Source organism: Phenylobacterium sp. P4_E10, from assembly GCF_056401675.1.
On sequence record NZ_JBFUIW010000008.1, the window covers coordinates 137,046 to 160,658 of the forward strand.

The window sequence follows — 23,613 nt, forward strand, 5'->3', positions numbered from 1 at the left end:
GCCGGAGCTTTAGGAGATGGCCAGCCTCAAGGAGATGCGCAATCGGATCGGAAGCGTGAAAGCCACGCAGAAGATCACGAAGGCGATGCAGATGGTGGCGGCGGCGAAACTTCGCCGCTCGCAGGACGCTGCGCAGAACGCCCGGCCTTACGCCCAGCGCATGGCTTCGGTCATCGCCAACCTGGCGTCGGGCGTTTCGGGCGACAGCGCGCCCAAGTTGCTGGTCGGGACCGGCCGTGACGACCGCCATCTGGTGGTCGTGGCGAGCTCCGACCGCGGCATGGCGGGCGGCTTCAACACCTCGATCATCCGCGCCGCGCGCGAACGGATCAACTCGCTGGTCGGCCAAGGCAAGGATGTGAAGATCCTGGTCGTCGGCAAGAAGGCCCGCGATCAGCTGAAGCGTCTGTACGGCGACCGGTTCGTCGGCTTCTTCGAGGCCGGCGTTCCGTCGATGGCCTCGGCTCAGCCGGTGGCCGACAAGATCGCCGAACTGTTCGAAGCCGGGCAGGTCGACGTCGTGACCCTGGTGTTCAGCCGCTTCCAGTCGGTTGTCGCCCAGGTGCCGACCCTGACCCAGCTGATCCCCGCGCAGGTGCAGGCAGGCGGCGCGACCGTCGACCTGAAGGGCGCGGCCTACGAGTACGAGCCGGACGAGGAGCAGATCCTCGAAACGCTGCTGCCGCGGAACCTGACCGTTCAGGTGCTGTCGGCGATGCTCGAGAACCAGGCTGGGTTCTACGCCGCTCAGATGACGGCGATGGACAACGCCACGCGTAACGCCGGCGACATGATCGCCAGCCTCACCCTGCAATACAACCGTTCACGCCAGGCGCAGATTACCAAGGAGCTGATCGAGATCATCTCCGGCGCCGAAGCGCTCTAACCCGAAAGAGTCCGACCCATGGCTACGACCCCCAAGGCTCCCGCCAAGAAGCCCGCCGCCCCGAAGGCGGCCGCCGCGCCGAAGGCCGCTGCCGCCAAGGCCGCGCCGAAGGCTGCTGCTCCGAAGGCTCCCGCCGCCGCGAAGAAGACGACCGCCGCTCCGGCCGCCGTCGCCAGCATCGCCACCGGCCGCATCTCGCAGATCATCGGCGCCGTCGTCGACGTCGAGTTCGTGGGCCACCTGCCGGCGATCATGAACGCGCTGGAAACCACCAACACCGACCAGCGAACCGGCGCGCCGTTCCGCCTGGTGCTGGAAGTCGCCCAGCACCTGGGTGAAAACACCGTCCGCACCATCGCCATGGACACCACCGAGGGCCTGACCCGCGGCCAGCCGGTCACCGACACCGGCCGCTCGATCACCGTCCCGGTCGGCCCGGCGACCCTCGGCCGCATCATGAACGTCATCGGCGATCCGATCGACGAGGCCGGCCCGATCGTCACCCAGCACTACTCGCCGATCCACCGCGAGGCGCCTTCGTTCGCCGAGCAGTCGACCGCGGCCGAAGTGCTGGTCACCGGCATTAAGGTCATCGACCTGCTCTGCCCCTACACCAAGGGCGGCAAGATCGGCCTGTTCGGCGGCGCCGGCGTGGGTAAGACCGTGACCATGCAGGAGCTGATCAACAACATCGCCAAGGCCTACGGCGGTTACTCCGTGCTGGCCGGCGTCGGTGAGCGCACCCGCGAAGGCAACGACCTCTATCACGAGATGATCGAGTCGAACGTGAACCAGCCCGGCGGCGGCGGCGACAGCCGTTGCACCCTGGTCTACGGCCAGATGAACGAGCCCCCGGGCGCCCGCGCCCGCGTCGCGCTGACCGGCCTGGCTCAGGCCGAGTACTTCCGCGACCAAGAGGGCAAGGACGTGCTCCTCTTCATCGACAACATCTTCCGCTTCACCCAAGCCGGCTCGGAAGTGTCCGCGCTGCTGGGCCGTATCCCGTCGGCCGTGGGCTATCAGCCCACCCTGGCCACCGAGATGGGCAACCTGCAGGAGCGCATCACCTCGACCTCCAAGGGTTCGATTACCTCGGTCCAGGCCATCTACGTTCCCGCCGACGACCTGACCGACCCGGCTCCGGCCGCTTCGTTCGCCCACTTGGACGCCACCACCGTTCTGTCGCGTGACATCGCGGCCCAGGCCATCTTCCCGGCCGTGGACCCGCTGGACTCGACCTCGCGGATCATGGACCCGCTGGTGATCGGCGACGAACACTACGCGGTCGCCCGTCGCGTCCAGGAAACCCTGCAGGCCTACAAGGCCCTGAAGGACATCATCGCCATCCTGGGCATGGACGAACTGTCGGAAGAGGACAAGCTGACCGTGGCCCGCGCCCGGAAGATCCAGAAGTTCCTCAGCCAGCCGTTCCACGTGGCCGAGCAGTTCACCAACATGCCGGGCATCTTCGTCTCGCTCGAAGACACCATCCGCTCGTTCAAGGCGGTGGTCGACGGCGAATACGACCACCTGCCGGAAGCGGCCTTCTACAACGTCGGCACCATCGAAGACGCTGTGGCCAAGGCTGAAAAGCTGGCTGCGGAAGCCTAAGACTGATGGCTGGCAAGCTCCACTTCTCCCTGGTCTCACCGGAACGCGAACTGTTCTCCGGTGAGGTCGATCAGGTCGACGCGCCGGGCGCCGAGGGCGACTTCGGCGTGCTGGCCGACCACGCGCCGTTCATGACGACGCTGAAGGTCGGCCAGGTGAAGGTCTATAGCGGCGGCGCCGTAAAGGTCTTTGCGATCGAAGGCGGTTTCGCCGACGTGACCCCCGAAGGCCTGACCATCCTCGCCGAACAGGCGCAGGAAGTGGCCGCCTAAAACGGATTGAAGGCCCCGCTCGCCGGGGCCTTTTTTCTGATTCGGCCGGCGCGAACGTGCCCCGCGCCCGGCTAATCGCCACCGATAGGACTAATTGCTTCGCTAGGGGACTTGCGAGGGACGGCCTGTTTCGAGTGTTATGCGGCACGGTTTAGTTAGGGATCCGCCATGCGCACCGCCATCGTCAGTCTGATTGCTCTCGCCGGCCTCGCCACGGCGGCCACCGCCCAGCCCGCGCCTGAAGCCGCTCCGGCCGCTCCGGCCCCGGCTCCCGAGGCGGCCGCGCCGGCCGCCGCTCCGCCGGCCGCTGAAAAGACCTACGTGCTGCCGACCACCGGCGCCGAAGGCCAGATCATCGACGTCATCAACCGCGTCTGCAAACCGCTGGTGAAGGGCGGCGACTTCAAGTCGCTGGCCGGCGCCATGGAAGGCTACAAGCTGAACAAGCGCGACGGCGCCTATGTCGGCACCCTGGTCGCCAAGCCCTACACCCTGACGATCTGGCCGCAGGGGTCCAACAAGGACGTCTGCCGGATCACGATCAACTACGAGATCAACGGTGAGAAGCCGATCATCGTCGGCCTCAACATCTTCTCCTTCCTGCACAAGCCCGAGCTGATCCAGCAGCGGAACGACTTCGTGCCGGCCACCGACTACAAGCGCATCACCAACTCGTGGGAGTACTTCACCGACCACGAGTCGATCGGCCTGGTGTTCCTGCAGCTGAAGAAGCCGGACGGTTCGCCGGCCAATGCCAAGTGGGACTTGGGCGAAGTGCTCTACTCGGAACGCAAGTTCTAAGACCTCTGGCGGTCGCCCTGCGGCGACCTATCTAGATCAGGCGCGGGGGACGACCCCCGCGCCTTTGCTTTATCCCCGGGGACGACCCCATCAGCTAGGAGGCGCAAGCCATGGCGTGGGTTGTTCTGTTCGTTGCAGGTCTTTGCGAAATCGGTTGGGCTGTCGGCCTCAAATACACGGACGGGTTCACCCGCTTGTGGCCGACCATCTTCACCGGAATCAGCCTGGTGATCTCGATGGCCCTGCTTGGCGTCGCGGTGAAATCACTGCCGCTCGGCACCGCCTATGCGGTGTGGACCGGGATCGGCGCTGTGGGGACCGTCATCCTCGGGATCGTGCTGTTCAAAGAGCCGGCCACCGTGGTCCGGCTGGTCTGCGTCGGGCTGATCGTCAGCGGCATTCTGGGCCTGAAGTTCTTCGGAACGCCGACGCAATGATCTCCGATTGACGGAGGGCGCCCGGCGCCGCCAGGGTCCCTCCAAATCCTACCTTCGCTGTTTGGAGCTTTTCCACCGATGACGACGCGCGCCCTGCTGCTTGGAACCGTCCTCGCCTTCGCCTGCGCCGCCGCCGCACCCGCCGCCGAACCGGCCAAGCGCCAAGTCGGCCAGATCGTCTATGACGGTGTGCCAGAAACCCCTGATGCGCTGAAGGCGACCATCGCCCCGTACTACAACGCCCGCTCGGCGGTGTTCGAAGACTGGATGGGCGACGGTTCGATCCTGATCGCGACCCGCTTCGGCGATGTGAGCCAGATCCATAGGGTCGCCGCTCCCGGCGCGGCCCGAACCCAGCTGACCTTCTTCAACGAGCCGGTGAACCTGGCCCAGACGCGGCCGGGCGCCGCAGCCTTCCTCTATCTGCGCGACGTCGGCGGGGCGGAGTATTACCAGGCCTATCTGCGCAGCCTGACCGGGACAGAGGCCCAGCTGACCGCGCCGCAGACCCGCAATTCCGGCTTCGTGTTCTCGAAGGACGGCAAGCAGGTCGCCTGGAGCCAGGTGACCCCGGGCGATCCCAACTACGACATCGTGTTGGCTGCGGTGGACAATCCCGGCGGTCGCCGCGTCGTCCATGAGGGCACGGGCGCGATGTCGGTCGAGGACATGTCCGCCGACGGCAAGTCGCTGCTGCTCAGCCGCTCGCACTCGGCCACCCACACCGAGCTGTTCGTCCTGGACCTGGGCAGCGGAGCGCTCAAGCCCGTGGGCCCGACCGGCCGCAAGGTCGGCTATCAGGGGGGCGCTTTCACCGCCGACGGCGCCGCGGTCGTCACGCTCTCCGACGACGGCTCCGACATGACCCGCCCTGTGGTGCTGGACATCGCCACCGGCGCCGCCCGCGACCTTGAGCCGGGCGCGAAGTGGCCGGTGGAGGACTTCAAGCTTTCGCCCGACGGGGCGGTGATCGCCTACCTGGTCAATGAGGAAGGCTTCTCCCGCATCGCCCTCAAGGAGGTCGCCACCGGCAAGGCGCTGCCCGCGCCGAAGCTGCCGCTGGGCGTGATGACCGGCATGGGCTTCTCGCCAAACGGCAAGCAACTGGGGTTCAGCCTGTCGACCTCGACCTCGTCGGGCGACGTCTGGAGCTTCGACCTGGCCGACGGCAAGCTGGTGGGCTGGACGCAGAGCGAGCTGGGCGGCCTTGACCCCGCCAAGCTCGTCGAGCCGACGCTGTTCCGCTACCAGACCTTCGACAAGCGCTCGATCCCGGCCTTCATCTACAAGCCGCAGGCCAAGGCCGGTGAGAAGCTGCCGGTGGTCATCCAGATCCATGGCGGTCCCGAAGGCCAGGAGCAGCCCAGCTTCAATCCGCGCCGCCAGTCCTGGGTGAACGAGGTCGGGGCGGCGGTGATCATCCCGAACGTCCGCGGCTCCACCGGCTACGGCAAGACCTATCTCGACCTCGACAACGCCGAGAAGCGCGAGGATTCGGTGAAGGACATCGGCGCGCTGCTGGACTGGGTGGCCAAACAGCCGGACCTGGACGCCAGCCGCGTGGCGATCGTCGGCCAATCCTATGGCGGCTACATGTCGCTGGCGGTGGCGGCGCACTACAACGACCGCATCGCCGGCGCGATCGACCTCTACGGCATCTCCAACTGGACGACCTTCTTGCAGAACACCGAGGGCTATCGCCGCGAACTGCGCCGGGTCGAGTACGGCGACGAGCGGGTGCCGAAGATGAAGGCGGTGTTCGACAAGATCTCGCCGCTGCACATGAGCGAGCGGATGAAGAAGCCGATGATGGTCTATCAGGGCGCTAACGACCCGCGGGTGCCGCAGACCGAGTCCGAGCAGATGGTCGGCAAGCTGCGCGCCCAGGGGACAGAGGTCTGGTACGTGCTGGCCAAGGACGAGGGCCATGGGGTCAGCAAGAAGCAAAACGCCGAGGCGGTGCGCGGCGCCGAGATCGTGTTCCTGAAGAAGGTCCTGGGGACCGGGCAGTAACCCTGGCAGGTCAGGCCGGCTCGGGGACGTCCTCCAGCCAGGCCAGGGCGATCTCGGCGACCTCTTCCCAGCCGGGCTCGCCCAGCAGCCAGTGACTCATGCCGGGGGCTTCGATGAACTCGGCGCCCAGGCGGGTGGCCGTTTGGCGCACGGTGGTCGGCGGATGGACCACGTCGCGATCACCGCCGATCACTAGGCAGGGCGCGCGCACCCCGTCGCCTAGGCTGGTGGTCAGGAACGGGTCCAGCCACCAGTTGAGCGTCTCCCATAACGCGCGTCCGCTCTCGGCGCGCATGCGGGCGACGGCGGCCTCGCGCTCGGCATTGGGCATCCGGTCGAGGCTGTAGCTACGCGCCAGGTTGCGGTCCGGCGGCACGCTCTGCGCCCAGAACGGTCCGAGCAGGTGCAGGCCGACGGCGGTCGCGGCCTCTTCCATCGACGAGGCGGTTACGCCCCAGGGCGCGGACGGGGCCAGCAGGACCAGGGCCCGCACCTTGGTGCGGCGGGCGGCCATGGCGGCCACAAGTCCGCCCATCGAATGACCCAGCAGGATCGGAGCCTGGTCCTGGGCGGCGCAGAGGGCGGCGATATCGCGCGCATAGTCGGCCATCGACAGTCCCACCACGGCTGAGGAGCCGTCGCTGTCGGCATGACCGCGCAGGTCGGGGGTGAGCACCGGGTGGCCCGCGGCTTCGAACGGCCCGCGCAGGCGTTCGAACGCCCAGCCGCCGCAGAACGCGCCGTGCACCATCACAACCGGCGCTGCTGATTTTCCCATGATCGGCGGCGTCAGGCCGCGCGGCCGGGCAGGCCAGCGAAGTCGTGGAAGGCGGCGGCGACCTGCCGATAGATCGCCTGCTTGAACGGCACCACCAGGTCGGGAGCTTCGTCGAGGCGGCCCCAGCGCCAGGCCTCGAACTCGGGATGGTCGTCGCCGGACAGGTCGATCTCGCTCTCCTCGCCGTCAAAGCGCAGCGCGAACCAGACCTGGCGTTGGCCCTTCCAGCCCTTGGCGATCTTCGAGCCGTTGTGATCGGGCGGGAAGTCGTAAGCCAGCCAGCCGTCGGTGCGGCCGAGCAGGGTGGTGGTCGTCACGCCGGTCTCTTCGGCGAGTTCGCGGCGCGCGGCGATGTAGAGGTCTTCACCCGCATCGACGCCGCCTTGCGGGAACTGCCAGTTGTAGGGGCCCGGGGTCCCGCACCGGCGCCCCAGCCACACGCGCCCATCGGGGTGGAAGAGCACCACTCCGACGTTCGGGCGATAGGCGGACAGGTCGGTCATCTCAAACCATTTAACGACGTGAGGCCAAAGCGGAAGCCGGAGCGAGTTGATAACCCCTAGATTCGACCGTTTCAGCCCATTTTGCGACCTGCGACAACGTCACCGGGTAGGCGAAGCCCGATCCCAGAGCCTGGCCGTGCTGCAGAGACCCAGCTTCGACCGCCAGCAATTGCTGGTCGATGGCTTCGCCGGACAGCTGCTCGTCGATGATGCGGATCGCCGAGGCGCGGCCCGGGCCGCTGCGGCGCGAGGCCTGGCCGTCGTCGATGAAGGCGAGGCCCCGTCCGCGCAGGGCGGTGAGGAACGCGCCCATGCCGGCGTCCGAGGTCATGAACCGCGAGCCGAGATAGTTGGTGACCCCAAAATAGCCTGTGGCGCGCGAGAGCACCCATTCCAGCTTCTTGACGGTCTCCGAGCCAGGAGCGTCGGCCATTAGGGTGTAGGGGCCCGGATCGTTGTCCGGGTAGTCACTTGGCTCCATCGGGGCTTCCAGCAGCACCTCGTGACCGGCGGCGCGGGCCAGGTCGATCCAGCCTTGCAGGCCTTCCGAATAGGGCACGAAGGAGAGGGTGATCTCTGGCGGCAGGGTGTCGATGGCCTGGCGAGTGGCGGCGGCGTTGAGGCCAAGGCCGCCGATCACTAGCGCGACCTTCGGGCGGCCGTTGGGCGTGAAGGGCCGCGCGTAGGCCTCAGCCGGCGTCTTGCCGTTGGCGGCGATGATCGGCAGCGGGCCGCTGGGGCCCTGGCTGTGGAAGCCGGCCAGCGGCGCTTGGGGCAGGGGATCTGCGGCGTGGAACGGCCGCCCGCCCTCCATCGTGATGGTGGCTTCGAAGGCGCCATCAGCGCCGATCGGCGTCTCGGAGAGGCGGAAGATGTCCTCGGTGACGGTCGGCGGGCCGTCGCCGCGAACCAGGGCTTCGCGCCAGCCGTCGGGTGTGGCCGGGCCTGCGATCTTCGCCAACGATAGGCGCACAACCGGTGAACTGGCCCGCGGGTCGCCGATCAGGGCGACCAGGGTCAACAGGACGAGGAGGAACAGACCGCCCGCTGCGCTGGCCCCGACATAGGGGTTGGAAAGGGCGCGCAGGGCTGCGTCCGTGAACTGAGGCCCGGGCGTAGGCGCAGCGGCGGCGTGGGCGAATTGCTTCTTTGAAAACATCACATGATCACGGAACGTTCCGGCATTGGAGCCTCCGCAAATATGGTTAACAAACGACTTATACAGTGAACATTTGCCGGGCCGCCGTTAACTAAAAGGCCCTTTTCGCTGGGCGAAAAGGGCCTTGAATCAGTGGGTTAGGAATCGGCCGCGCGTGGGCCGTTTACTTCTTGTCGGGCGCGGCCTTTTCGAGGGCCGCCGAGGGCAGCGCCTTGGGGGTCACGACAGCCGCCATCTTGGGCGCCGGCTTGGGCAGTTTCGGGGTCGCCGCGACAGAGCCGTACTTCAGCACGTCCTTGGCGCGGGCCATCTGGAAGTCGCCCTTGTCCTCGTCGAAGGCCTCGGGCGGCGCCTCGGCCGGCACGTGCGCGCCACGGCGGGCCTTGCCCTCCTCGGCGTTCAGCGCGTTGCGGAACGAGGCTTCCGAGAACTGGAAGGCGCGGTTGGCGATGCGCTGGGCCTGATCGCGGCTCTCGGCCACTTCGAGGTCTGGCTCGATGCCGGTCTTCTGGATCGAACGGCCCGACGGCGTGTAGTAGCGCGCCGTGGTCAGCTTCAGCGCGCCGTCCATGCCGCCGCGCAGCGGGATCACGGTCTGCACCGAGCCCTTGCCGAAGGTGGTCAGGCCCACGACCTCGGCCCGCTTGCGGTCCTGCAGAGCGCCGGCGACGATCTCGGCCGCCGACGCGGAGCCGGAATTGACCAGCACCACCATGGGCAGACCGCCGGTCACGTCGCCCGCGCGGGCATTGTAGCGTTCGATGTCGCGCGGATCGCGGCCGCGCTGGGAAACGATCTCGCCGCCCTCCAGGAACATGTCGGAGATGCCGACCGCCTGGTCGAGCAGACCGCCGGGGTTGTTGCGCAGGTCGAGGATCAGGCCCTTCATCTTCGGGTTCTTGGCCCGCAGATCGGCCAGGGCGGCCTCAGCCTCGTCAGTGGTTTTCTCGTTGAAGCCGGAGACCCGCAGGTAGCCGTAGTCGCCTTCCATCTTGGCGGTGGCGGACTTGGGCTTGATGACCTCGCGGACGATCTTCACGTCGAAGGGATCGACCTTCTCGCGGGCGATGGTCAGGGTGACCGTCTCGCCCGGCTTGCCGCGCATCTGCTTGACGGCCTCATTGACCGACAGGCCCAGCACGCTCTCGCCGTTGACGGCGGTGATGAAGTCGCCCGGCTTCACGCCAGCCTTGAAGGCCGGAGTGCCATCCATCGGCGAGATGACCTTGACCACGCCCTCTTCGCTGGTGACTTCCAGCCCCAGCCCGCCGTACTCGCCGCGGGTCTGATCGCGCATGTCGTCGAAGCTGTCAGGGTTCAGATAGCCCGAATGCGGGTCGAGCGAGGTCAGCATGCCGTCGATGGCCGCCTCGATCAGTTTCTGATCGTCCACCTCGGTGACGTACTGGCGTTCGACCGTGTCGAGCACGTCCCCGAACAGTTCCAGCATTTTGTAGGTCTTGGCCTTGGGCTGCTGAGCCGAGGCGAGAGCCTGTTGGCTCACATAGGCCATCGACCCCGCGCCAAGCACGAACGCCGAAACACCGATCAGTAGATACTTACGCATATCAGGCTCTTGAGCCTCCCTTGCGACGAGACCGCGTCGCTCGACGTTCCTGAACCCATGTTCCGTGACAATTCCGGCGGAATTGGTTCGGTCTATTGGGCCTGTTCTCCCAGCCACCGGGCCGGGTCGACGGGAACGCCCCGCTCGCGGACTTCCAGATAGACTTCAGATGGGGACTCTCGTCCATCAGTCATCCACCCGACAGGCGCACCAGCCGCGACCGATTGTCCGATACCGACGGTCGCTCGATCCAGTCCAGCCAGAACCAAATGGTATCCACCGGCCAGCCGCAAGATCAAAATGACCCCCCAACCCTTAACAGGCCCCACATATTGGACGAGACCCGCTCCCGGCGCGACGACCCGGGCGCCCTTGGCGGCGGTCAGGGTGACGCCGGAAGCTTCGCCGCCGCCGTTCAGGTCCGCGCCGAACTTCTGGATGATCGGACCATCGACGGGGACCATCAGCGAGACTGGCGGGGTGATCGGCCCGCCCTCGAGCGGCGCCGCGCCCGGCGGAGTGGCTTCGAGGCGCTCACGGTGCTCGGCCAGTTCGGAGTCGGAGGTGAACAGCGCCTCGCTGGCCACGGCGGCGAGGCGGCGCTGGCGGGCGATCTCAGTGGCCTCGGCGGCGTAGAGCTTGGCCCGCTTCTGCAGTTCCGGCGTGATCGCCTTGACCAGGATGGCGGCCCGCACCGCATCGGTGGCGTCGCCCGGGCTGACCAGCAGGGCCGGTGGCGGATCGCGGCGGAACTGGGCCAAGGCGGTGAGCAGCCGCGCCATTCGGTTGAGGTTTCGGCCCTGCTCGGCGTTCAGCATGGTCTCGCGGACGTTCAACCGCTCGAGCCGCATCTGGCTGTCGCTGGCGGCGTAAGCGAAGGCGGCGACCGTCAGGCTCACAGCCACGGCGCAGGTCGCAGGCAGGGCGAGGCCGCGGCGGATCATGGAACGAGGCATATCGCGCGCCGCATCGACCCTCAATCGCGGTGATAGGGTCCGCCGGCCAGAATGGTGACGGCGCGGTAGACCTGTTCGGCCAGCATGGCGCGGGCCAGGGCGTGCGGCCAGGTCTGCGGCCCGAAGGCGAGCTTGCCGTTGGCCTGGGCCAGCAGGTCGGGATCGAGGCCGTCGGCCCCGCCGATCACGAAGACCAGACGCCGCGCGCCGTCGTCGCGCAGTCGGGCGATCTCGGCGGCGAAGGCGCGCGAGGGGCGCGCGGCCCCATGCTCGTCGCAGACGATGACGTGAGCACCCTCCAGGTGGGGGCGCAGGACCTCAGCCTCGGCAACCTTGCCCGGCTTGCGGGCCTCGACCTCGATCACTTCGACCGGGCCAAGACCCAGCGAGCGCCCGGCGGCGGTCGCGCGGTCGACATAGAGCTTCACGAGCTCGACTTCCGGCGACCGCGGCAGGCGGCCGATGGCAAGGATGGCGATTTTCATGAATCGGGGTCAGCCAGTCTGCTGACCGAGGGGGACATTGACCTGCGCCGCAGGCCCCCTCCGTCTCGCTGCCGTGCAGCGATCGACCTCCCCCGTCGGGGGAGGATCCGAAGTCTCATAAAGCTCAGCTAGCCTGGGTCCGGTGCGGCGCGTCGACCGACCAGATTTTCTCGATGTTGTAGAACTGGCGGACTTCGGGCCGGAACAGGTGGATGATCACGTCGCCGGTGTCGATCAGCACCCAGTCGCAGTGCGGCAGGCCTTCGACCCGCGCCTTGCCGTGGCCGTGCTCCTTGAGGGTGCGCAGCAGGTGATCGGCCATGGCGCCGACGTGACGGTGCGAGCGGCCGGACGCGACAATCAATGCGTCGGCGACGGCGCTCTTGCCTTTCAGGTCGATGAATACGACGTCCTGCGCCTTATCATCGTCGAGGCGTTGCAGGATCAATTCTCCGAGTGCGGCGATACTCGCATCGGGGTCGGAAGAAACCGCGGAAACCGGGGCTTCGTGCGCGCTAGGCGCAGGGTCAGGGCTCAGCGGGGTCGCTCCTTTGTTGCCTCGCTAGGAGAGACATAGCACGTCAGGCCGCTGCGGTCAGCCCAAGGTCACAAAGTCTTCAAGTGCGTCCTCGTCGCATGCGCTCGCGCAGGACCGTGGACGACTGGAAGTTCAGCGGCCCGGTGAGGAAAACCCAACGCGGCGGGCTGGTTGCGGGCAACAGCTTGGCTTGCTGGATCGGCACGCGGGCATGGGTGAAACGCCTCGCGGCCGGCGCCGAGCGGCTCTTCAGCGAGATCCAGGGCCTTGAGACGACCGCGACGGGGACCTCGGCCATGATCTGCGTCCAGCCGCGCCAGCGGTGGAAGCTGGCTAGGCTGTCGGCGCCCATGATCCAGACGAACTGCACGCCCGGGAAGCGGGCCTTGAGCGCGCGGATGGTATCGACCGTGTACTGCGATCCGAAGCGGGTCTCGGCGTCGCTGACGATCATGCTGCGGCCGCGGGCGAAGCGTCGGGCGCCGTCCATCCGCTCCTCGAGGCTGGCGGTCTCGTGCGTGGGCTTCAGCGGGTTTTGGGGCGAGACCAGCCAGATCACCCGGTCGAGGCCCAGGCGGCGGCGGGCGGTTTCGGCGACGTGGGCGTGGCCCTCGTGGGCCGGATTGAACGAGCCGCCATAGAGGCCGACGCGCATGCCCGGCTCCAGGTTGAAGCCAAGCCGCAGGGCCTGCTGGCGGCCCGCCACCGGTCGACGCCTAGCCGCGCCGGCGACCCACATGGGACCTCCGTGCGATCAAAGCGTCTTCGCCGTCGCGGGATTGCGGTCGAGGTTCCGGTCGCTCTGACGCACGCGGGCGCGAACCGTGAACACACCGTCGCCCGACAGCACGCCGCCGCGGGCGAACAGCCGGCCGTTCTCCCAATTGGAGAGGCCAAGCTCGGGCCGGTCGAGGGCGAACTGGCCGTCCACCCAGCGGGTGAAGCCGTCGCCGACGAAGGGCGCGTTGATCGCGGCGTAGAAGCGCTCGTGCGCCTGCGTGTCCTCGGCGATCAGGGCGGCGGCGAACTGCGGGCTGTATTGGTTGAACAGGGCGACCGCCTCATCGAGGCTGTCGACAATGACGAGGGTCAACTCGGGGGTGTCTTCCCATTCCCATTCGCGGGCGAGCTCGGCTTGGGGCAGCAACTCGACCTTGGGCTCTTCGACCTCGCCCTGAGCGCGGCCGACCACAACCCGGGCCTCGCGCCAAGCCTGCGGAATGCCGTCCTGCGAGCCTTCGACCACGTGCAGCTTCACATGGCGGCGACGCTCGCCGGCCAAGTCGAGCGCCTCCAGGAAGGCCGGAACCAGGTCCCCCGCCCGCTCGCGGACGATGGCGCAGACATTGAGCGTGTTGCAGACCTTGCGGTCGAGCGAGTGGTAGACGCAGGCCCTGAAGCGATCGGCGTCGGCGCTGGCGTCGGCCACCATCCATGCGCCGCCCGTGCCGTGCAGGCTGACCGGGACGCCGGCCTGGCGGGCGATGGCGCCCAGTTGGGCGACGGCGGGGCCGGATCCACGGGCCACGGCCAGCGCCAGGCGGCGATCGGAGAACATCGCCCAGCCGGCGGCGTGCTCGGGACTGTCGACGAGGGCGGCGGATCCGGGCGGCAGGCCGGCGGCCTCCAGGGCCGGATCCAGGGCGTGCTCGACGATGGCGCGGGCGGTGCCCAGCGCGTCGGAGCCGATCCGGAAGACGACGGTGTTGCCGGTGCGCAGCACGCCGGTGGCGTCGGCGAAGACGTTCGGACGGCCCTCGAAGATGAAGCCGACCACGCCAAGCGGGGCGGCGACCTGCTCGACGGCCCAGCCCTGGTGCTCGACCCGCTCGACCATGCGGCCGCGTCCGGCCGGCGCATCGCGCCACACCTGCAGACCGGCGATCATGTCGGCGCGCATCGCCTCGTTCACCGCCAGGCGGGTGGTCGAGCGGCCGCGGGCCTGAGCCCGGGCGACGTCTTCCGCGTTGGCCTTGGCGATCGCGCCCCAGGCCCCGTCATCGGCCAGGTGGGCGGCGAAGACCTTGAAGAATTTGGTGATGGCGGCGTCGCTGACGCCAGCCAGCTTGCCGAACGCCTCATGGGCGCGGCCGACGGCGCCGGCGGCGATGGCCTGGACAGCCGCGGGGACGTGCAGCAGGTCGCCGCTGTCCTGGACCACGACCAGCTGGTCGCCGGGTCGGAAGGCGTCGGCCAGGGCTTGCGGGACGAACGCCACGCGGTCGCCGCCGAACGGAATCGGCATGCCGGCGACCAGAGTCTCCAGCTTGCCCGCGCTTACCTGCGCCTTCGTTCTCGCCGCCGCGTCGTCCATCACGCGCCCTAATGCTCAGTTTGAGGCTTAGTAGGCTCCTTTGGAGCCCGTCGCAAATACGTCGTCGTCGGCGTCAGGCCAGGGCCCGATCCGACAGCGCCAGATCGTCGGCGTGGATCATCGGCCCGTAGCTGAAGCCCAGCGCTGCCTCGATGGCGTCCGACTTCAGGCCCCGGATCTTCTCGGCGTCGGCCGAGTCGTAGCGGGCGATGCCGCGGCCGATCTCGCGGCCGGCTTCGTCGAGCACGGCGACGGCGTCGCCCTTGTCGAACCGGCCCTCGACCGCGCGCACTCCGGCCGGCAACAAACTCTTGCCGGTGGCCAACGCCCGGGCGGCGCCGTCGTCGATAATCATCGCGCCGGCGGTCGCCAGCGACCCGGCGATCCAGGCCTTGTAGGCGGCGGCGACGGAAACCGAGGGCTCGATCACCGTCGCCTTCTCGCCGGCCTCGATGGCGGCGAGCGGGGCGGGGCGGCGGCCCAGGGTGATGATAGTGGCGCAGCCGGCCGACTGGGCGATGCGGGCGGCCATGATCTTGGTCGCCATACCGCCGGTGCCGACCCCGGCAGAAGCGTTGGCGCCGCCCGCCATGGCCTCGATCTCGGGGGTCAGGCGTGCGATGCGCGGCAGGTGCTCGGCGGCCGGATTGCTGCGCGGATCGGCGGTGTAGAGCCCGTCGATGTCGGACAGCAGCACCAGCGCCTCCGCGCCGATCATCTGCGCGACACGGGCAGCCAGGCGGTCGTTGTCGCCGTAGCGGATCTCTTCGGTGACCACAGTGTCGTTCTCGTTGACCACCGGGGTGACGCCGAGCGCCAGCAGGGTCGAGAGGGTGGCGTGGGCGTTCAGCCAGCGTCGGCGGATCTCGGTGTCGTCGCGGGTGATCAGCACCTGGGCGGCGGACACGCCGTGTGGCTCCAGCGCTTCTTCCCAGGCCCGCATCAACGCCGACTGGCCGGCGGCGGCGCAGGCCTGCTTCTCGGGAAGGGTCAGCTTGCGACGACCCATCGCCAAGCGACGGCGGCCGAGCGCCACAGCGCCGGAGGAGACCACCAGCACCTGCTGGCCGCGGGCCCGCAGGCGGGCGACGTCGGCGGCGAAGGCCGACAGCCAGGCTGAGTCAGGGCCCGCCTCGCCGGCCACCAGGGCCGAGCCGACCTTGACGACGACCCGCTTGGCGCTGGTGAGCTCGCTCACGGCTCCCAGCCCGTCCCGCCGATTTCCTGGGCTTCTTCGGCCGCGATCTGCGCCTTGCGGTCACGGACCAGGCTATAGGCCTCGCGCAGCAGCTCGACGACGCCCTGCCCGGAGACGCCGGAGACCAGACGGACCGTAGACCCGACGGCTTCTTCAAGCGCCTCGCGCTGCATCTCGATGACGCTGTCGTCGAGGGCGTCGATCTTGTTGAGGGCGAGGATCTCGGTCTTGTCGCCCAGCTCATCGCCATAGGCTTCGAGCTCCCCGCGCACGGTGCGCCAGGCCTCGACCACGTCGGTCTGGGTGGCGTCGACCAGGTGGATCAGCACAGCGGTGCGCTCCACGTGGCCGAGGAACCGGGTGCCCAGGCCTGCGCCTTCGGAGGCGCCCTCGATCAGGCCGGGAATGTCGGCCAGCACGAACCGCTCGCTGGGCGAGAGGTCGACCATGCCGAGGTTCGGAGCGAGCGTCGTGAACGGATAATCGGCGATCTTCGGCTTGGCTGCGCTGGCGGCGGCCAGGAAGGTGGACTTGCCGGCGTTGGGCAGCCCGACCAGGCCGACATCGGCGATCAGCTTCAGTCGCAGCCAGATCCAGCGCTCTTCGCCCTCCTGGCCAGGATTGGCGTGGCGCGGGGCCTGGTTGATCGGACCCTTGAAGCGGTCGTTGCCCCAGCCGCCGTTGCCGCCCTTGGCCAGCAGGATGCGCTTGCCGGCCTGGTCCATGTCGGCGATCAGGGTTTCCTTGTCCTCGTCGAGGATCTCGGTGCCGACCGGGACCCGGAGCACCACGTCGTCACCGGCCGCGCCGTGGCGGTTGCGGCCCATGCCGTGGATGCCGGTGCCGGCCTTGAAGTGCTGCTGGTAGCGGTAGTCGATCAGGGTGTTGAGGCCGTCGACCGCCTCGATCCAGACGTCGCCGCCGCGGCCGCCATCGCCGCCGTCAGGGCCGCCGTACTCGATGTACTTCTCGCGCCGGAACGACACAGCGCCGCCGCCGCCGTTTCCGGAGCGGATATAGATCTTGCACTGGTCGAGAAACTTCATCGGGGCCTTTTGTAGCATGGGAAGCGCCCCGTCGAGCCTTGCGGCCGGCGGAGCGCTTCGATTCGTCTCAACTGTGGCCTCAGGCCAGCCAGACCATCATGCGGGTCGGGGTCGCCTGGCCGCCCCTGGCGACCGAGGCGCGGAGCTCGATATCGCCGGTGTAAAGGAAGCCGGCCTTGCACAGCACCTGGCCGGAAGCCGGGTTGTCGGCGAAGTGGCCCGCGTGCATGTAGCGCCGGCCCCAGTTCCGATGCGCCCAGACCAGCGCGCCCTTGGCCGCCTCGGTTGCGTAGCCCTTGCCCCAGTGGGGGCGGGCGACCCAGTAGCCGATCTCGAGCTCGCCGCCGTCTCTCGAGTCGAAGCCGAGCACGCCGATCGGGCCGTGTTGCGGATGGTCGATGACGAAGACGGCCTCACGCGCAGGATCGGCGTCACCGGCCTTCTCGAGGAAGCCCTCGGCGTGGTCCACGCCGTAGGGATAGGGCATGCCCGTGGTCATTCGAGCGATGTCGAAGTCGTTGGCGTAGTCGGCGATCTTGGCCGCGTCGGCCTTGCGGCCCTTGCGCAGCCGCAGCCGCTGCGTCGCGATGACGGGCTCCAGTTCGATAGCGCACATCGGTGACCTCCCAGCCCTCTCCGGGGCCATTTCAGAAAGCAAGAGGGGGAGTCCGGCGGTCCGGACTCCCCCTCGGAAGCTTCCTGCCCGGTCCGCCTTACGGCGAACCCGGTTTCAAGAGGTTCGCCTGATTATTCAGCCGCTTGGGCCACAACCACGTTCACGTACGTGCGGTCATCACGCTTGGTGATGAACTTCACGGCGCCGGCGGCGGTGGCGAAGAGGGTGTGGTCCTTACCGATGCCGACGTTGTCGCCCGGGAAGAACTTGGTGCCGCGTTGGCGCACGATGATGTTGCCGCCGACGACAGCTTCACCACCGAACTTTTTGACGCCGAGGCGGCGGCCAGCCGAGTCGCGACCGTTGCGCGAAGAGCCGCCAGATTTTTTGTGAGCCATAGCTCTCTCCTACTTCTCTAGCGCCTTACTCGGCGTCGGACTTCTTGGCGGCGGCCTTCTTCGGCGCAGCCTTGGTTTCACCTTCGGCCTTCGCGGCCTTCTTCGGCGCGGCGGCCGGAGCGGCGGAGGCCTCGAGCTCGGCGACCACGTTCTTCAGGTTGCGGGCGCGAGCGTCCAGCAGGGCCTTCGGGGTCAGGTCGACAGTGCCGTCCCACTTGGTGGTCTTGCCGGCGCCGGCGATCGAGGTCACGCGCAGCACGGTTTCCGACTGGCGGTGACCGCGGGTGCGGCGATAGCCCTGGCGGCGGATCTTCTTGAAGATCTTCAGCTTCTCACCCTTGCGGGTTTCGATCAGGGTGGCGGAGACTTTCGCGCCGTCGACCAGCGGAGCGCCGATCGTCACGGCCTCGCCGTCGCCGAGCAGGAGGACGTCGCCGAACGCGACTTCCGCACCCGGTTCACCGTCGAGCTTTTCGACGACCAGCAGGTCACCGGCTTGAACCCGGTACTGCTTTCCGCCGGTTTTGATCACCGCGTACATCGTTGGCGCCTTAGGACTATAGCAAAATGGATTGCGCCCGCGAGATAGCCCGCGGGCGAGAGGCGCGGACTTATACAGAGCGACCCGTCAGAGTCAACGCGCTCGCCGTGTTTCCACGGTCACATGACTCAATCCGGGTAGTCCGGCCAGACGGGCGCGATAAGCCTCGGCCGCCTGGGGCTCGGGAGACTCCACGACCAGGATCGCCGCGTGGTGTCCCGGGCCCAGCCGCCAGAGGTGCAGGTCGAGCAGTCGCTCGCCCTCGGCTTCCATCCGCCGGCGGATTTCGGCGGTGAGTTCGGGCGAGGGATTGAAGTCGAGGAGGACGCCGCCAGTCTGCGACAGCAGGCGCCAGGCGAAGTGGCCGAGCAGGACGGCGCCGGCCAGACCCGCCAGCGGGTCGGCCCAAGTCCAACCGAACATCCACCCGAGCCCCAGTCCGAGAATCGCCAGCGCCGAGATCGCTGCGTCTCCGGCCAGATGCAGGTGGGCGGCGGTGAGGTTGAGATCGCCCTCCTGGTCGTGCGCGTGATTGTGCAGCGGCCGCAGCAGCCACATGCAGATCAGGTTCACCAACAAGGCGACGCCGGCCAGAACGAGCGCCCCGCCATAGGCTACGGGCGAGTGCGACAGCAGGTGGCGACCGCTCTCGATCGCCACCAGCACGGCGCTGACCGCCATCACCGCGGCGTTCGCGAAGCCGGCCAGGTATCCCAGCTTCCCGGTGCCGAACGCGAACCGGGAATCCAGCGCCAGTCGCCGCGCCATCCGGTAGGCGCCGGCCGCCACGCCCAGGGCCGCGACGTGCGCGCCCATATGCAGGCCGTTGGCGATCAGGGCCATGGAATTGAAGAGGACGCCGCCGACCAACTGGGCGGCGAGGGTGAGGACGCAAATCGCCGCCACGATCCAGGTGCGCCGCTCGTTGCGCGCATGGTCGGCGCCCAGATAGACGCGATCGCCCCGGAAGGCGTCCATCGGTCCTTGGCGGTCGGGCGCTGAGGCGGTCACAAGGTCTCTTATATAGCGGCGCTTGGCACAGCGATGATCGGAAAGCGTGGGGCCGGAGTGGTCGCCGGTTCGGCGGCCGGCACGCTCTAAGCTAGACGGAGCCGTTTCCGGCCGAGAACGGCTCGGGCGCGGCGTTATTCGATAACACCATATAATGGTCAAGCGGTGGAAGGCCGCAGGCTGTTCCCTTGGCCGCGATCAATGACTAGATGACGTCCATGACCGACAAGACACCCGTCACCGTGCTCACCGGCTACCTTGGCGCCGGCAAGACCACCCTCTTGAACCGCATCCTGACCGAGGACCACGGCAAGAAGTACGCCGTCATCGTCAACGAGTTCGGCGAAGTCGGCATCGACAACGACCTCATCGTCGGGGCCGACGAAGAAGTCTTCGAGATGAACAACGGCTGCGTCTGCTGCACGGTTCGCGGCGACCTGATCCGCGTCCTGTCCGGGCTGATGAAGCGCAAGGGCAAGTTCGACGCGATCATCGTCGAGACCACCGGCCTGGCCGACCCCGGCCCGGTCGCGCAGACCTTCTTCGTCGACGACGACGTCAAGGCCAAGACCCAGCTCGACAGCGTCACCGCCGTGGTCGACGCCAAGCACTTGCCGCTGCGGCTGGCCGATTCCCGGGAAGCGGTCGAACAGATCGCCTTCGCCGACCAGATCGTGCTGAACAAGACCGACCTCGTCACCGAGGACGAACTGCGCAGCGTCGAGGCGGCGATCCGCCGGCTTAATCCGCTGGCGCCGATCCACCGCACCCAACGCTCCCAGGTGCCGCTCGAGGCGATTCTCGGCCGCGGCAGCTTCGACCTGGCCCGCATCACCGAGGTGCAGCCGGAATTCCTAAATCCCGCCCACGGCGAACCGGGCCACGTTCACGACGAGGACTGCGACCATGATCACGACCATCATCATCACCACGGCGATCATGACCACGGTCACCACGACCATGATCATCAGGACCATGCGGCGGCAGCGGGCATTCGCGGCGTCTCGCTCACGCTCGACAAGCCGATCCACGGGCAACGGGTAACCAACTGGCTGAACCAGGTGTTGCAGGACCAGGGTCCTGACATCCTGCGCGCCAAGGGCATCCTCGATGTCCAGGGCGAGGACCGCCGTCTGGTGTTCCAGGCCGTGCACATGATCCTGGAAGGCGACTTCCAAGGGCAATGGAAGGACGGCGACAGGCGCTACAGCCGCCTGGTGTTCATTGGCCGCAATCTCGATGAGGCCAAGCTGCGCGAAGGCTTCGAGGCCTGCGCGGCCTAGGCCAGGGCTCCCCCTCCGGGGGGAGCTGTCAGCCGATTGGCTGATGGACGACGCGCAAAAGAAAAGGCCCGCCTGGGTTTCCCTGGGCGGGCCTTTCTATTGGTCCGAAGCGCTGCTTAGAGCTCTTCGTTGATCAGGGCGACTTGGAAGAAGCCGTTGCCCTGCAGGGTGTTCATCACAGCCATGAAGTCAGCGTAGCGAACGGTCCGGTCAGCGCGGATATAGACGCGCTCTTCGGTCGGTTCCGGCTTGTTCAGGATGCGGGTCAGATCGGCCGGCAGGGTTTCCAGGGTGGTCGGCACGTCGCCGATGAACACCTTGCCGCCTTGCTGAACGTTGATCAGCGTCGGCTCTTCGACCTTCGCACCCGGAGGCGGCGGAACCGCCGGCGGCAGGTCGAGCTTAATCGACACCGTCGCCGCGGGGATCGACACCATGAAGATGATGAGGAGCACCAGCATCACGTCCACGAAGGGCGTGACGTTGATGTCGCTGTTTTGGCCGAGGTCGAACTTGCCGCCGCCCCCGCCGCCCAGCTTCGCACCCATATGAATTTCCTTCCCTAGGGCCCCTACTCTGGGGCCGCTGCACAGTCAGCACCACCCATCGCTAAACAAAATGCGATTGTAAAGCCCGAACCTGCGGACTCTCGCGCATCAGTGGGCGGGCTTTGCTAGGCGCCTGTTTGCCGGGCTTGAATCCAGGCGATTCCGCCTCTCGCCAAGACCGGCGTTAGGCAGGTATGACCCCCGCCATGACTTTCCAGTTCGACGCCTATGTCACCTCCGCCCTGTTCAGTAAGGACGGGAAGGCCGTTTTCGCCCTCGGCGACGGGACGGTCCGCTTCGAGTCGGGCGAGACGATCGAGGCGCACGACGGCGCGATCCTCTGCGCCTGCCTGCACCCCAGCGGGGAGGGCCTGATCACCGGCGGCGACGATGGCCGCGTCGTGTGGTCGCGGACCTCGGGCGCCAGCGAGATCGCCAAGATCCCAGGCCGCTGGATCGACTCGGTGGACGCCTCGCCGGAGTCCAAGCTGATCGCTTTCGCGGCCGGCAAGGAACTGCACGTGCGTGACGCCGGCGACCCGGCCTTCGCCCGCGTCTTCGTGCACGAGAAGTCGGTGGCCGACGTCGCCTTCGAACCGAAGGGCCGCCGGGTCGCGGCGGCCACCTATAACGGCGCCTGGCTCTGGTACGCCAAGATCGCCGAGCAGAAGCCCTATGTCCTGAAGTGGGCCGGCAGCCATGTCGGCCTGGCCTTCAGCCCTGACGGCAAGTTCCTGATGTCGGCCATGCAGGAGAACGCGCTGCACGGCTGGCGCGTCGCCGACGAAAAGAACCTGCGCATGGGCGGCTACCCGGTGAAGGTCAAAAGCCTGTCCTTCGTCGCCAAGGGGCAGTTGCTGATTACCTCGGGCGCCAACGGCCTCGTGGCCTGGCCGTTTGTCGGCGCCACCGGTCCGATGGGCAAGCAGGCCTCGGAGATCGGCTTCGACGAGAGCGCCATGGTCGTACGAGTGGATGGCATGCCGGGCGGCCCGTGGGTTTGCGCCGGTCTAGACGATGGCCGGGTGTGGGCCAGCGACCCGGCTCGCCAGCGCATGGTGCGCCTCAAGTCGGAGAAAGGCGCGGCCATCAGCGCCCTGGCGATGACCACGGACGGCAAGCGGGTGGCCTGGGGCGACGAGGACGGGGCCGCCGGAGTGACCGAGGTCGAAGACGACAGCTAGTCAAAGCCGCGCAGTTCGCCCCAGACCTCGAACGGGTCGCGGGCCGAGCGCAGAGTGTTGATCGGCGCGCTCTCGTCGCGCCAGCCGAGCGCCATGCCCGAGAACACTATGTGATCGTCCGGCAGGCCCAGCAGCCTGCCGAGGGTCTGCGGATAGCGGGCCCAGTACTCCTGCGCGCAGGTGTCGAGGCCGCGCTCGATGGCCAGCAACATCACGGTCTGCATGTACATGCCCACGTCCGACCACTGGGGCGGGCCGAGCTTGCGGTCGAGGCAGAAGAACAGTCCGACGGGCGCGCCGAACAATTCGCCGTTCTTGGCCAGCTGGCGCAGTCGGGCCGGCTTGTCTTCGCGCGGGATGCCGATGCTCGCATAGAGGTCCTCGCCGTTCTGGAAGCGGCGGGTGCGGAACGGGTCCCAGAGGTTGGGCGGATAGACGTCGTACTCCGGCTCCTCGCCGAACGGATTGGCGGCCACCTGGCGCTTCAATTCCGCCAGCGGCTCGCCGGCCAGGGCGAAGACCCGCCAGGGCTGAAGGTTGCCGCCGGACGGCGCGCGGGCGGCGATCTCGAGGATCTCACGGATCGTGGCGGCGGGTGGCGCCTCGGGTTTGAAGGCGCGGATCGAAACCCGGGCGGCGACGGCGTCGGAAACGTTCAACAGATTGCGTCCTTGCGGCGGCTTGACCGGAAACCTCGGCCGCAGCATCGCTAACACCTAGCCGTTGGGGAAGGGCAAGGGACTTGGCCAAGGCGTCCAAAGGGTTCTTCGGTCGGCTGCTGCGCGGCCTGCTGGTATTGGTGCTGGTGTTCGGCCTAGTCGGTCCGGTGCTGGTCACCGCCATCTATCGTTTCGTGCCGCCGCCGATCACCTGGCTGATGGTCCAGCGGGTGTTCGAGGGGCGCGGCTTCGAGCGTCATTGGCGCTCGCTCGACGACATCTCCCCGCGGCTGGTGCGGGCGGTGATCGCCGCCGAGGACGCCAAGTTCTGCCAGCACAGCGGCTTCGACTTCACCGCCATGGAGAAGGCGTTCGAGAGCAACGCCAAGGGCCGCAAGCTGCGGGGCGGTTCGACCATCAGCCAGCAGACCGCCAAGAACATCTTTCTGTGGCCGGGGCGCTCCTATGTCCGCAAGGGGTTGGAGGCCTATTTCACCGCTCTGATCGAAGTGATCTGGGGCAAGCCGCGGATCATGGAGGTCTACCTCAACTCCGTGGAGTGGGGGCCCGGCGTCTATGGGGCCGAGGCGGCGGCCCGGAAGAATTTCGGCGTCAGCGCCGACAAGCTCAGTCCCGCCCAGGCCGCCCGCCTGGCGGCGATCCTGCCTAGCCCGTTGAAATGGAAGGCCGCCAAGCCGGGCCCCTACGTCAAGCGGCGCTCCGGCAAGATCACAAAAGCTGCGGGAACCATCAATCGTGAGGGCATGGCCTCCTGCGTTTTGGGTTGACCAAACACTGTTCTGCCCTCA

Annotated in this window: 26 protein-coding genes; 9 read left to right on the forward strand and 17 right to left on the reverse strand. The window is 67.7% G+C overall.

Going from position 1 to position 23,613, the window contains the following annotated elements:
* Positions 1 to 16 precede the first annotated feature (16 nt).
* The 6 genes from AC1DQJ_RS11580 (at position 17) to AC1DQJ_RS11605 (ending at position 6,020) form a co-directional block, all read left to right on the forward strand.
* Entirely contained in the window at positions 17 to 886 is an 870-nt protein-coding gene (locus tag AC1DQJ_RS11580; protein ID WP_477603360.1) for a F0F1 ATP synthase subunit gamma, read from the forward strand.
* An 18-nt stretch (positions 887 to 904) separates the two neighbouring features.
* Positions 905 to 2,497: a F0F1 ATP synthase subunit beta gene (atpD, locus tag AC1DQJ_RS11585; RefSeq protein WP_477603362.1), complete on the forward strand. Its 1,593-nt coding sequence runs from the start codon at positions 905 to 907 to the stop codon at positions 2,495 to 2,497.
* A 5-nt stretch (positions 2,498 to 2,502) separates the two neighbouring features.
* Positions 2,503 to 2,769 carry an ATP synthase F1 subunit epsilon gene (locus AC1DQJ_RS11590; RefSeq protein ID WP_477603364.1) on the forward strand — a complete coding sequence of 89 codons (267 nt, stop codon included), beginning with the start codon at positions 2,503 to 2,505 and terminating at the stop codon, positions 2,767 to 2,769.
* Between the two features lie 168 nt (positions 2,770 to 2,937).
* A complete protein-coding gene (locus AC1DQJ_RS11595; RefSeq protein ID WP_477603366.1) occupies positions 2,938 to 3,570 on the forward strand; it encodes a hypothetical protein in 633 nt (210 codons plus the stop codon).
* 110 nt (positions 3,571 to 3,680) lie between these two features.
* On the forward strand, positions 3,681 to 4,007 hold the full coding sequence (gene sugE / locus AC1DQJ_RS11600; protein ID WP_477603367.1) for a quaternary ammonium compound efflux SMR transporter SugE: 327 nt from the start codon (positions 3,681 to 3,683) through the stop codon (positions 4,005 to 4,007).
* Between the two features lie 78 nt (positions 4,008 to 4,085).
* Entirely contained in the window at positions 4,086 to 6,020 is a 1,935-nt protein-coding gene (locus AC1DQJ_RS11605; protein ID WP_477603369.1) for a S9 family peptidase, read from the forward strand.
* 10 nt (positions 6,021 to 6,030) lie between these two features.
* On the opposite strand, the gene AC1DQJ_RS11610 is transcribed toward AC1DQJ_RS11605, so the two are convergent.
* The 15 genes from AC1DQJ_RS11610 to dmeF all read right to left on the reverse strand — a co-directional run bounded on the left by AC1DQJ_RS11610 (position 6,031) and on the right by dmeF (position 19,130).
* On the reverse strand, positions 6,031 to 6,798 hold the full coding sequence (locus AC1DQJ_RS11610; protein ID WP_477603371.1) for an alpha/beta fold hydrolase: 768 nt from the start codon (positions 6,796 to 6,798) through the stop codon (positions 6,031 to 6,033).
* A gap of 11 nt (positions 6,799 to 6,809) precedes the next feature.
* Complete coding sequence (locus AC1DQJ_RS11615; RefSeq protein ID WP_477603373.1) at positions 6,810 to 7,301, reverse strand: RNA pyrophosphohydrolase; 492 nt, start codon at positions 7,299 to 7,301, stop codon at positions 6,810 to 6,812.
* A gap of 10 nt (positions 7,302 to 7,311) precedes the next feature.
* Positions 7,312 to 8,460 carry a divergent polysaccharide deacetylase family protein gene (locus AC1DQJ_RS11620; protein WP_477603375.1) on the reverse strand — a complete coding sequence of 383 codons (1,149 nt, stop codon included), beginning with the start codon at positions 8,458 to 8,460 and terminating at the stop codon, positions 7,312 to 7,314.
* 163 nt (positions 8,461 to 8,623) lie between these two features.
* Entirely contained in the window at positions 8,624 to 10,027 is a 1,404-nt protein-coding gene (locus AC1DQJ_RS11625; protein WP_477603377.1) for a S41 family peptidase, read from the reverse strand.
* Positions 10,028 to 10,119: 92 nt separating this feature from the next.
* Positions 10,120 to 10,983, reverse strand: coding sequence for a murein hydrolase activator EnvC family protein (locus AC1DQJ_RS11630; RefSeq protein WP_477603379.1), 864 nt, complete (start codon positions 10,981 to 10,983; stop codon positions 10,120 to 10,122).
* Positions 10,984 to 11,003: 20 nt separating this feature from the next.
* Positions 11,004 to 11,468, reverse strand: a complete 465-nt coding sequence (gene rlmH, locus AC1DQJ_RS11635; RefSeq protein WP_477603381.1) for a 23S rRNA (pseudouridine(1915)-N(3))-methyltransferase RlmH — start codon at positions 11,466 to 11,468, stop codon at positions 11,004 to 11,006.
* Between the two features lie 124 nt (positions 11,469 to 11,592).
* Positions 11,593 to 12,006 carry a ribosome silencing factor gene (gene rsfS, locus AC1DQJ_RS11640; protein WP_477603513.1) on the reverse strand — a complete coding sequence of 138 codons (414 nt, stop codon included), beginning with the start codon at positions 12,004 to 12,006 and terminating at the stop codon, positions 11,593 to 11,595.
* A 79-nt stretch (positions 12,007 to 12,085) separates the two neighbouring features.
* Positions 12,086 to 12,745: a nicotinate-nucleotide adenylyltransferase gene (locus tag AC1DQJ_RS11645; RefSeq protein WP_477603383.1), complete on the reverse strand. Its 660-nt coding sequence runs from the start codon at positions 12,743 to 12,745 to the stop codon at positions 12,086 to 12,088.
* Positions 12,746 to 12,760: 15 nt separating this feature from the next.
* Entirely contained in the window at positions 12,761 to 14,320 is a 1,560-nt protein-coding gene (locus tag AC1DQJ_RS11650; protein WP_477603385.1) for an aldehyde dehydrogenase family protein, read from the reverse strand.
* 73 nt (positions 14,321 to 14,393) lie between these two features.
* Positions 14,394 to 15,518, reverse strand: coding sequence for a glutamate 5-kinase (gene proB, locus AC1DQJ_RS11655; RefSeq protein WP_477603387.1), 1,125 nt, complete (start codon positions 15,516 to 15,518; stop codon positions 14,394 to 14,396).
* Positions 15,515 to 16,564 carry a GTPase ObgE gene (gene obgE, locus AC1DQJ_RS11660; RefSeq protein ID WP_477603389.1) on the reverse strand — a complete coding sequence of 350 codons (1,050 nt, stop codon included), beginning with the start codon at positions 16,562 to 16,564 and terminating at the stop codon, positions 15,515 to 15,517. The genes proB and obgE overlap by 4 nt, the downstream gene beginning before the upstream one ends.
* Positions 16,565 to 16,643: 79 nt before the next feature.
* Complete coding sequence (locus tag AC1DQJ_RS11665) at positions 16,644 to 17,180, reverse strand: GNAT family N-acetyltransferase (RefSeq protein WP_477603391.1); 537 nt, start codon at positions 17,178 to 17,180, stop codon at positions 16,644 to 16,646.
* Between the two features lie 131 nt (positions 17,181 to 17,311).
* Entirely contained in the window at positions 17,312 to 17,578 is a 267-nt protein-coding gene (gene rpmA, locus AC1DQJ_RS11670; protein WP_477603393.1) for a 50S ribosomal protein L27, read from the reverse strand.
* 25 nt (positions 17,579 to 17,603) lie between these two features.
* Positions 17,604 to 18,119 (reverse strand): 50S ribosomal protein L21, encoded by a 516-nt coding sequence (gene rplU, locus AC1DQJ_RS11675; RefSeq protein ID WP_477603395.1) that lies wholly within the window; start codon positions 18,117 to 18,119, stop codon positions 17,604 to 17,606.
* Positions 18,120 to 18,212: 93 nt separating this feature from the next.
* Entirely contained in the window at positions 18,213 to 19,130 is a 918-nt protein-coding gene (gene dmeF / locus AC1DQJ_RS11680; RefSeq protein ID WP_477603397.1) for a CDF family Co(II)/Ni(II) efflux transporter DmeF, read from the reverse strand.
* A gap of 209 nt (positions 19,131 to 19,339) precedes the next feature.
* Between dmeF and AC1DQJ_RS11685 the strand changes: the two genes are divergently transcribed.
* On the forward strand, positions 19,340 to 20,413 hold the full coding sequence (locus tag AC1DQJ_RS11685) for a CobW family GTP-binding protein (protein ID WP_477603399.1): 1,074 nt from the start codon (positions 19,340 to 19,342) through the stop codon (positions 20,411 to 20,413).
* 116 nt (positions 20,414 to 20,529) lie between these two features.
* Here AC1DQJ_RS11685 and AC1DQJ_RS11690 read toward each other — a convergent pair whose 3' ends face one another.
* Positions 20,530 to 20,961 (reverse strand): biopolymer transporter ExbD, encoded by a 432-nt coding sequence (locus AC1DQJ_RS11690; protein WP_477603401.1) that lies wholly within the window; start codon positions 20,959 to 20,961, stop codon positions 20,530 to 20,532.
* A 206-nt stretch (positions 20,962 to 21,167) separates the two neighbouring features.
* Between AC1DQJ_RS11690 and AC1DQJ_RS11695 the strand changes: the two genes are divergently transcribed.
* Positions 21,168 to 22,145, forward strand: coding sequence for a WD40 repeat domain-containing protein (locus tag AC1DQJ_RS11695; RefSeq protein WP_477603403.1), 978 nt, complete (start codon positions 21,168 to 21,170; stop codon positions 22,143 to 22,145).
* Here AC1DQJ_RS11695 and AC1DQJ_RS11700 read toward each other — a convergent pair.
* Positions 22,142 to 22,804, reverse strand: coding sequence for a nitroreductase (locus tag AC1DQJ_RS11700; RefSeq protein WP_477603404.1), 663 nt, complete (start codon positions 22,802 to 22,804; stop codon positions 22,142 to 22,144). The genes AC1DQJ_RS11695 and AC1DQJ_RS11700 overlap by 4 nt on opposite strands.
* Before the next feature lie 83 nt (positions 22,805 to 22,887).
* Here AC1DQJ_RS11700 and mtgA point away from each other — a divergent pair, with 83 nt between their 5' ends.
* The gene (mtgA, locus tag AC1DQJ_RS11705) at positions 22,888 to 23,592 is read left to right on the forward strand and encodes a monofunctional biosynthetic peptidoglycan transglycosylase (protein WP_477603406.1); all 705 of its coding nucleotides are present in this window, start codon (positions 22,888 to 22,890) and stop codon (positions 23,590 to 23,592) included.
* Positions 23,593 to 23,613 lie beyond the last annotated feature (21 nt).

Coding starts and splice junctions, on each gene's coding strand:
- AC1DQJ_RS11580 (WP_477603360.1), top strand. CDS start 17: ATGGCCAGCCTCAAGGAGATGCGCAATCGGATCGGAAGCGTGAAAGCC.
- atpD (WP_477603362.1), top strand. CDS start 905: ATGGCTACGACCCCCAAGGCTCCCGCCAAGAAGCCCGCCGCCCCGAAG.
- AC1DQJ_RS11590 (WP_477603364.1), top strand. CDS start 2,503: ATGGCTGGCAAGCTCCACTTCTCCCTGGTCTCACCGGAACGCGAACTG.
- AC1DQJ_RS11595 (WP_477603366.1), top strand. CDS start 2,938: ATGCGCACCGCCATCGTCAGTCTGATTGCTCTCGCCGGCCTCGCCACG.
- sugE (WP_477603367.1), top strand. CDS start 3,681: ATGGCGTGGGTTGTTCTGTTCGTTGCAGGTCTTTGCGAAATCGGTTGG.
- AC1DQJ_RS11605 (WP_477603369.1), top strand. CDS start 4,086: ATGACGACGCGCGCCCTGCTGCTTGGAACCGTCCTCGCCTTCGCCTGC.
- AC1DQJ_RS11610 (WP_477603371.1), bottom strand. CDS start 6,798: ATGGGAAAATCAGCAGCGCCGGTTGTGATGGTGCACGGCGCGTTCTGC.
- AC1DQJ_RS11615 (WP_477603373.1), bottom strand. CDS start 7,301: ATGACCGACCTGTCCGCCTATCGCCCGAACGTCGGAGTGGTGCTCTTC.
- AC1DQJ_RS11620 (WP_477603375.1), bottom strand. CDS start 8,460: ATGTTTTCAAAGAAGCAATTCGCCCACGCCGCCGCTGCGCCTACGCCC.
- AC1DQJ_RS11625 (WP_477603377.1), bottom strand. CDS start 10,027: ATGCGTAAGTATCTACTGATCGGTGTTTCGGCGTTCGTGCTTGGCGCG.
- AC1DQJ_RS11630 (WP_477603379.1), bottom strand. CDS start 10,983: ATGCCTCGTTCCATGATCCGCCGCGGCCTCGCCCTGCCTGCGACCTGC.
- rlmH (WP_477603381.1), bottom strand. CDS start 11,468: ATGAAAATCGCCATCCTTGCCATCGGCCGCCTGCCGCGGTCGCCGGAA.
- AC1DQJ_RS11645 (WP_477603383.1), bottom strand. CDS start 12,745: ATGTGGGTCGCCGGCGCGGCTAGGCGTCGACCGGTGGCGGGCCGCCAG.
- AC1DQJ_RS11650 (WP_477603385.1), bottom strand. CDS start 14,320: ATGGACGACGCGGCGGCGAGAACGAAGGCGCAGGTAAGCGCGGGCAAG.
- obgE (WP_477603389.1), bottom strand. CDS start 16,564: ATGAAGTTTCTCGACCAGTGCAAGATCTATATCCGCTCCGGAAACGGC.
- AC1DQJ_RS11665 (WP_477603391.1), bottom strand. CDS start 17,180: ATGTGCGCTATCGAACTGGAGCCCGTCATCGCGACGCAGCGGCTGCGG.
- rpmA (WP_477603393.1), bottom strand. CDS start 17,578: ATGGCTCACAAAAAATCTGGCGGCTCTTCGCGCAACGGTCGCGACTCG.
- rplU (WP_477603395.1), bottom strand. CDS start 18,119: ATGTACGCGGTGATCAAAACCGGCGGAAAGCAGTACCGGGTTCAAGCC.
- AC1DQJ_RS11685 (WP_477603399.1), top strand. CDS start 19,340: ATGACGTCCATGACCGACAAGACACCCGTCACCGTGCTCACCGGCTAC.
- AC1DQJ_RS11690 (WP_477603401.1), bottom strand. CDS start 20,961: ATGGGTGCGAAGCTGGGCGGCGGGGGCGGCGGCAAGTTCGACCTCGGC.
- AC1DQJ_RS11695 (WP_477603403.1), top strand. CDS start 21,168: ATGACTTTCCAGTTCGACGCCTATGTCACCTCCGCCCTGTTCAGTAAG.